Annotated in this window: 4 protein-coding genes; 3 read left to right on the top strand and 1 reads right to left on the bottom strand. The window is 48.8% G+C overall.

Going from position 1 to position 5,790, the window contains the following annotated elements:
• Positions 1 to 1,240 (top strand): tetratricopeptide repeat protein (locus tag SGI97_09195; protein MDZ4724060.1); only part of this gene is annotated, 1,240 nt, incomplete at its 5' end.
• A 43-nt stretch (positions 1,241 to 1,283) separates the two neighbouring features.
• Here SGI97_09195 and SGI97_09190 read toward each other — a convergent pair.
• Positions 1,284 to 1,970, bottom strand: coding sequence for a response regulator (locus SGI97_09190; GenBank protein ID MDZ4724059.1), 687 nt, complete (start codon positions 1,968 to 1,970; stop codon positions 1,284 to 1,286).
• A gap of 369 nt (positions 1,971 to 2,339) precedes the next feature.
• Between SGI97_09190 and SGI97_09185 the strand changes: the two genes are divergently transcribed.
• Positions 2,340 to 5,261 carry a TonB-dependent receptor gene (locus SGI97_09185; protein MDZ4724058.1) on the top strand — a complete coding sequence of 974 codons (2,922 nt, stop codon included), beginning with the start codon at positions 2,340 to 2,342 and terminating at the stop codon, positions 5,259 to 5,261.
• A gap of 301 nt (positions 5,262 to 5,562) precedes the next feature.
• Positions 5,563 to 5,790 (top strand): T9SS C-terminal target domain-containing protein (locus tag SGI97_09180; GenBank protein ID MDZ4724057.1); only part of this gene is annotated, 228 nt, incomplete at its 3' end.

Below are 5,790 nucleotides of genomic sequence, written 5' to 3'. Positions count from 1 at the left end.
TCCGGAGCTAAAAGTTATCGGCCGCACCTCTTCGTTCGCATTTAAAGGAAAGCAGGAAGATATTCGAGAGATCGGTCAAAAGCTCGGAGTCGGCACATTACTGGAAGGAAGTGTTCGCAGATCGGGCAATCGCGTTCGGATCACGGCCCAGTTGGTCAACACGACTGATGGATTCCATCTCTGGTCCGAAACATATGATCGCGTTCTTGATGACATCTTCGCGGTGCAGGATGACATCGCAAAGGCTGTTTCGACGGCGATGCAAGTCACCTTGGTCGGCATAGTCGAGAGAAATAAAAAGGTCAATCCCGAAAGTTATGCACTGGTGCTCCGTGCTCACCAATCGGTCCTCCAGTCGACCAAAGAGAGTCTTGCGGCGGCAGTCGAACTCTATCAAAGGGCCATTGCACTCGATCCAGAAAATGCACGGGCCTGGGCGGGCATGGCGACGGCCCTTGCACATCAGATGGTCGGGGGTCATACCGACTATAAAGAAGTATATGGCCGGGCGAAGGAGGCGGCACAGAAAGCGCTGGCGCTTGATGATTCCCTGCCGGAAGCTCACGGAGTGATGGGTTTTATTCTTACGGTGCTCGATTTGCGTCTTGATGAAGCTGGTATCGCATTCCGCAAGGCATACTCCCTGGCTCCGAACAACAGCTGGATAGTCTGTCGTTTATCCTTCTATGAAGCCCTCTTCGGCCGATTCGACGAAGCTCTTCGACTGTCGAAACTGGCGATAGAACTGGATCCGCTGAATCCCGCAGCGCGTTATGATCGTGGAAGGATTTTGGCATACGCAGATCGTTTGGACGAGGCACGTGACGCGCTAAGTCAAGCTCTTGAATTGAGCCCAGACATAACGCCAGCTCACCTATTCCTGGGTATGGTAGCGCTTTTGCAGGAGAAATTTGATGAAGCGCTGTCGGAAATGAAGAAGGAAAAGTCGGCGGGATTCCGGAATTGCGGTCTGGCTATGGTTTACCACGCGATGGGCGAGCAACAGAAGTCAGATCGCGCCCTTGCGGATCTGCATGCAAACGGAGAACGTTGGAGGTTTTCATTGGCCATGGTCTATGCATATCGTGAAGAATATGATAAATCATTCGAATGTCTGGAGAGCTCAGTTGCACTGGGGAGCGCGGGCCTTCCACAAGCAAAAGTCCACCCCTTTCTGCGGAATCTGCACTCCGACCCCCGCTGGCCCGTGTTTCTTAAGAAAATTGGTTTGGCGGACTAACAAGAGCCTTATTATTGGCGCTTGATATTGCCGTCACCTACCCCTATCTCCGAAAGCGGTAGCCGACACCGCGCACTGTTTCGATATAGTCGCCATATTTACCGAGCTTCTTGCGCAGTCCCACAACATGGACATCAACCGATCGATCAGTGACAACAATATCATCCCCTCGCACGCCTGAAACGATCTGATACCTGCTATACACCCAGCCGGGGTTCTTCGCCAAAAAATGCAGCAATCGAAATTCAGTCAGAGATAAATCAAAATGTCGGCCATCCGCGATAACTTCAAAACGACCCGGGTGGATCTCCAGCTCGTGGGCAGTGACCGACGGCTCATCGCTGAGCTGCTCTGAGTTGCGTCGACGCAGCAATGCGCGGATTTTGGCAATAAGAACCCGTGGACTAAAGGGCTTGGTGAGATAGTCGTCGGCGCCTAACTCAAGTCCGGTCACCATATCGACGTCCTCTCCTTTGGCAGTCACCATGATGATCGGAATCTGATTCGTGACTGTGCCGTTTTTGAGTATGCGGCAGACTTCGAGACCGTCTATTCCCGGAAGCATGAGATCAAGAAGAATCAATTTGGGCTGTTGTGCTTTGATGGCGGGAATCCCCTCTTCGCCGGATTTGTATATGCTCAGACGAAAACCTTGTCTGACTAAGTTTACTCGGATGAGTTCCTGAATGTCAGGCTCGTCTTCAATAAGGAGAATGTGCTCTTTGCTCATGGTAATGCCAGTCTGCCTCTATGCAATCAATGCAATTTGTTGTTCCTCTTTTTCCTGCATAAATCTGTATGCGTTGTGTTAGCGTTGGATGAGTCAGCGCTTAAAAGTTGGTTAGATAGCACTGAGCTTTATCAACTTTCAGAAGCTGATGCTTAAGTCTTATGCAGTCAAATTTACTCTCATACCTTTAAAACACCCAATCCTAAGGCAACTTTAATACTCACTTAACATGGCTCGGCTAAACTTTGCCTCGTTGGACAAAAGTAATAGCCCAAAGTGGGCAGAAAGTCCCTGAACAGGATTTGGAGGTGTATGGAAAGGTTTAAAACAAGTCACATGAGGACAGAGACAAGAAAGGGGTTAGGCAGGATGCCCAAACTTCTTTGTCTTCTTACTTCTCTTCTCATTCTCTGCGCTGCGAACATCTGCGCTCAACAGGCTTCGGCCAAAACCGGCAAAATTGTCGGCCAGTTGACTGATGCCATAACCGGTGAAGCGCTCGTGGGTGTTTCGGTCGCGGTCGAAGGAACCAAGCTTGGTGCGGTCTCCGACCTTGATGGCAATTACACAATTCGCGCGGTTCCAGTCGGCACATATGTCGTACGGGCATCTTCGGTCGGATATTCTCCGGTCTCGATCCAGGAAGTAACGGTTGTGGAGGGCCAGAATTTTCGGATTAATATCTCGCTTGAGACCCAAATGACCGACGCCAAGGAGATAATTGTCAAAGCAAAAGCAGTCACAAATACTGAATCCGCTTTGTTAAAACACCGCCAAGCCGCAAAAGTAGTCAGCGATGCCATAAGCTCTGAAGCGATAATAAAATCGGGAAGCAGCGACGCCGCCGAAGCAATGACGAAAGTCGTCGGCGCGACTGTAGTGGACGGAAAATTCGCCTACGTGCGGGGACTTGGCGAACGCTACAGCAACACTCAGCTCAATGGCGCGCTTTTACCCTCCCCTGATCCTGACAAACAGGCTGTCCCGATGGATATGATTTTGTCCGGCTTGCTTGATAACATTGTCGTTACAAAGACCTTTTCACCAGATAAGGCGGGAAATTTCTCTGGCGGAAGTATCGATATGCGAACCAAGGATTTCCCTGAGACGCAGATTATTTCAGTAACAACATCGGCCGGCCATAATAACCAATCCAGCTCGAATGGTCTCTTTCTTTCGTCTACCAATGGCAACTCGACTGTTCCGACCATGTGGAACACCGAGGTCGCGCAAGGTCTTGGAAATGACGCGCTCGGTTTCACGACTGACGCAAATCGCGCCCATCTGATTGACAATCTCTCGAATTCTTTTATCAAGAATATGAAGCAGGAGAGAAAAAGCGGTCCGATTGACCGCTCCTATGGCATCTCCTATGGCAATTCGATTCCTTTTATCGGCCGCACACTTGGAGTCAATGCCTCATTCAATTATAAAATGGCTAACCGCTTCTATGATGACGGGATTGAAGGACGATTCATCAACCCTTCCGGTGCAAGTGAAGAGCTTGTCTTACAGCATTATCTGCATGATACCAAAAGCTCTGAAGAAGAACTCTATGGCGGTTTGGCCAATCTGGCTTACAGCATGCACACCAATCACAAGCTGGGTATTTCGTACGTAACAAACCGGGCCAAAGAACATGAGACTCGTTTTCTTGAAGGCGGCTATCCGAACTCCTTCAACATCAATTCCCCGTCGCCGCTTGACACGCTCATTGCCCGCCTCGAGGCTCGCGTTATCGAACAGAAAGAGACCACAATGAATAGTCTCCAGTTCAAAGGCGAACATGCGCTGAGTCTCGGCGCTCCAATTCGAGCCAAGTGGCAGGCAAGTTTTTCCCGAAGTGAATTAGATGTGCCCGATCTCCGCTTCTTCAACCACCAAGTCATTTATTATGAAGAACGCGAGAATCAGGAAACAGGCGAAGTCGAACTTGTTAAGCTGGAGAATCCTGATTACTCAGTCGATCCGTCAAGTATCGATATCCTACCCACTCGCTTCTTTAGAAATATCCAAGAAAACAACGATGAGTTTGTTCTCGATTTCTCTGCTCCGCTGAGCAAAGCAATCACATTGAAAACCGGAGCCGCATACCTTGAAAAAGAACGCATGCACGACGAACGGGTTTTCAGGTACAAAAGTTCGGTTCCTTTCACCGGCGTTCCGCAAGAGTACGTCGCTGAACTCGGGTACGATTCAGTTAACATCGGCACTGCCGCCAGCCCGGTTTGGCAGTATCGTTTCAATCGATGGATAGTCGAAGCCACGACCGATCATGCTCGGTATAACGGTTTTCAACGCATTACCGGCTACTACGGATTATTTGATCTTACGCCGTTTCAGAAACTGAATATTACCGCAGGCGCAAGATACGAACAAACAGAAATGTTTGTTGAAAACGGATTCGCAAGCGATAATGCCGAATACAAGAGCGGCAAGATCGATGTTACAGATCTTCTCCCCTCAGTGAATCTCGTCTACAATCTCAGCTCAACAATGAATTTACGCTCCGCCTATGGTAAAACGCTTGCCCGACCGACTATCCGTGAATTCGCGCCGTACGGAAGCGAAGATTTCGGCGGTTCGGGGAAAGTCTTTTCTGGGAACAAGGACCTCGAACGCACCTTGATTGACAATTACGACCTTCGCTGGGAATGGTTTGTTCGGTCAGGCGAAATTGTGGCCATCAGCGGTTTTTACAAGAGCTTCGAGAACCCGATCGAACTTGCAATTTTAGGAACGAACGCCAATCAAGTGCAGCCTATCAATGTTGACAAAGGCACACTATATGGGGCCGAGTTCGAAATTCGCAAGAAGCTTGACTTTGTTGCTCCGCAGTTGAAATATTTCGACATTGGCGCAAATCTGACTTTGGTCGACTCAAAAGTCGATATTCCTCAATCCGAGCTTCTGTATCTTCGCCAGTATGATCCTAAAGCCGAAGATACCCGGCCCATGTACAATCAGTCTCCCTATGTCGTGAATGTGAGCGCGGGTTATGAGAATCCTGTAATCGGCACCACGATGACGATTCAATTCAATCGTATTGGCGAGCGCTTCGCGGTCAATTCGGCCGGCGGCACACCCGATGTGTATGAGAATCCCCGTTCGATATTTGACCTTATTGTCTCACAGCGAATCTTCGCCGGCTTTTCTATCAAAGCCACCGGGAAGAACCTCACGGATTCCCGCGCCTTATTTACTTACAAAGTTCCTGAAAATGAATACATCTATCGCTCGACCGGAACCGGGCGCACCCTCTCGCTTGGACTCTCTTTCAAGTTTGAATAGAGAGAATGGTAGATAATGAAAGTGAATGACCTCATTTAGTATGAACAAGACAAGACGATATATTTCCTCTACAAGAAACACGAAACGCGTGCAAGTTGTCATCGCTGGGTTCGGGAGCCAATTATTGGACTCATCGGTGACGTTTGCCTCTCTTATATATTTCCGATCCGCAAACTCTCTTACAAAAAATATGAAGGGGGGAGATGATATCACGGTCATTCCATTCGATTGAGACAATTGTAGAGCGCTTTTTTTAACTAAGGTTCAACTAAAACACACACGTATGTGGAGGTCAATTTTAATGAAACGTAAATTACTCGCCCTTTTGCTGACTATGCTGCCGACTTTGGCGTTTGGCCAATTGTCGGATAACGGCAAGCCAGTGAAACTGGTCACCGATGCTGATATTTCAGCAAACAGAACATTCTTTAATGACACAGTCTATAACCTTTCAGGTTTTGTCTATGTCGAGTCCGGTCTCACACTCACTATCGAGCCCGGCACAATCATCAAAGGCAATCCCGGCCAG

The sequence above is a fragment of the Candidatus Zixiibacteriota bacterium genome, from assembly GCA_034439475.1.
GTDB lineage: Bacteria > Zixibacteria > MSB-5A5 > GN15 > FEB-12 > JAWXAN01.
Note: the sequence above shows the minus strand (reverse complement) of the source record. Positions and strands in the feature narration are given on the sequence as shown.